Annotated in this window: 3 protein-coding genes; all 3 read left to right on the top strand. The window is 37.6% G+C overall.

All coding sequences use genetic code 11. The annotated features are described in order from the left end of the window. Positions 1-1,155 (top strand): tetratricopeptide repeat protein (locus tag AC4MRQ_RS25650; protein WP_491200583.1); only part of this gene is annotated, 1,155 nt, incomplete at its 5' end. A gap of 2 nt (positions 1,156-1,157) precedes the next feature. Then, positions 1,158-1,781, top strand: a complete 624-nt coding sequence (locus tag AC4MRQ_RS25645; protein WP_491200582.1) for a polysaccharide deacetylase family protein — start codon at positions 1,158-1,160, stop codon at positions 1,779-1,781. Positions 1,782-1,919: 138 nt separating this feature from the next. Then, positions 1,920-2,146: phosphoribosylamine--glycine ligase N-terminal domain-containing protein (locus tag AC4MRQ_RS25640; RefSeq protein ID WP_491200581.1), on the top strand; the 227-nt coding region annotated here is incomplete at its 3' end.

Raw genomic sequence — 2,146 nt, 5'->3', positions numbered from 1 at the left:
GATAATGCCATTCTGTTTACCAATGGTGATAATGATACATTTCCGCTTTGGTACGCTCAGGAGGTGGAAGGCATCCGTACAGATGTGCGTGTTTGTAACCTAAGTTACTTACAAACGGATTGGTACATTGATCAGATGAAGCGTAAAGCTTATGAATCAGATCCAATGCCATTCTCATTAGAGCACGCTCAATATGTTACTGGAAGTCGTGATGTTGTTTATTTGCTTGATCGGATTAAAGGAGCAGTTGACTTAAAAGAAGCTGTTGGCTTTGTTGCCAGTGATAATCCAAAAACAAAGCAAGTACCGGAATATGCTGGATATATCGAATATCTGCCATCAAAGCAGTTTAAATTACCTGCAGACAGCCTTAAGGTATTACAAAGAGGCATTGTTTCTGAAAATGCTGCTCATCTTTTATCTAATGAGTTGGAGATTAATCTTCAGAAAGATATGATTATGAAGAATGAACTCATGATCCTTGATCTGATCTCTAATAACGATTGGGAGCGTCCAATTTATTTTGCTGTTACGGTAGGTTCCGATAACTACGTAAGTCTGCAGGATTATTTCCAGTTGGAAGGTTTTGCTTACCAGGTTGTACCAATCAAAACAGTTAATAACGATGGACAATATGGTCGTGTTGATACCGAGCGCATGTATGATAATGTGATGAACGACTTTAAGTGGGGTGGTTTTGATAATCCAAATGTATACCTGGATGAAAACCATTTACGAATGGCAACCAACATTCGTAACAACTTATCACGTCTTGCATTAGCTCTGATAGATGAAGGAAAGGAAGCTAAAGCTAAAAATATCCTTGACAAAAGCATGGAAGTATTGAGTGGCGACCGTGTACCACATAATTACTTCAGTATCTTTTTAGCCGAGGGCTATTTTAAGATTGGTGATTTTGAAAAAGGTGAAACGATTCTTAAGGAACTGGCTGAAGACCGTTTGAAAGAAATGGATTATTTTAATTCTCTTTCGTCAGCTAAACGTGCTTTAACAAGACGTGAACCAGATACGGCCATGGCCATTTATATGGAGATTGTAAAAATTGCTCAGCAGTACGAGCGCGAGGACTTAATGAAGTTCCTTGAGAAAGACTATGAAAAGAATGTAAGACGCATGGGCTTCTTTGGTGAATAAGTATGAATTGGAAGGTTCAACCACCAACCGCTTTAAGGGCATTGTTTCCCAACACCATATGGAGATTCAATAAAAGTGAGAAAACACTTTATCTCACTTTTGACGATGGCCCGGTGGAAAAGGAAACAACCTGGGTCATGAACCTTTTGGATGAATACCAGATAAAAGCCAATTTTTTTTGTGTTGGTGAGAATGCCGATAAAAATGCTCACCTGCTCGAAGAACTAATTAAAAGAGGCCATAGTGTAGGAAACCATGCCTATAACCATTTACCCGCGTGGAAATGTTCACGACAGGAGTATTTTGACAATATTGCTAAAGCAAGACCATTCATACCAGGTGCATTATTTCGTCCGCCACACGGACAGCTTTACCCCTGGTATATGCAAGAGCTAAAAAAACAATTTAAGCACATTGTTATGTGGGATGTATTATCGATGGATTACGATAACCGTCTTTCGCAAAGCGAAGTTTTAAACAATGTTATGCACTATACAAGGAATGGTTCCATATTGCTTTTTCACGATTCTAAAAAAGCCTGGAAAAGAATGCACTATGCACTTCCGGCTGCTTTAGATCAATTGTTAAAAGAAGGCTATCAGTTTAAAAAAATCGAGATGGATTGATTAATTCCGGCAATTATAACTTTGCAATTTTATAGTTGCCAGTATAATTAACCATCTGTAATTGAAAAAATAAGCAATACATAAACCGGATATAGTTCTAAAACATTGATTCTATATCCAGATATTAACAAAAAAGACATGAACATTTTACTATTAGGTTCCGGAGGACGCGAACATGCATTAGCCTGGAAAATGGCCCAGAGTGATAAATTATCGCAATTATTTATTGCACCTGGAAATGCCGGAACTTCTCAGGTAGGAACAAATGTAAATATCAATCCAAATGATTTTGAATCGGTAAAATCATTTGTACTTGATAGCAACATTAATATGATTGTAGTTGGTCCTGAAGAACCATTAGTAAG

This window comes from Carboxylicivirga sp. (assembly GCF_982718395.1).
Note: the sequence above shows the minus strand (reverse complement) of the source record. Positions and strands in the feature narration are given on the sequence as shown.

Coding starts and splice junctions, on each gene's coding strand:
- AC4MRQ_RS25645 (WP_491200582.1), top strand. CDS start 1,158: ATGAATTGGAAGGTTCAACCACCAACCGCTTTAAGGGCATTGTTTCCC.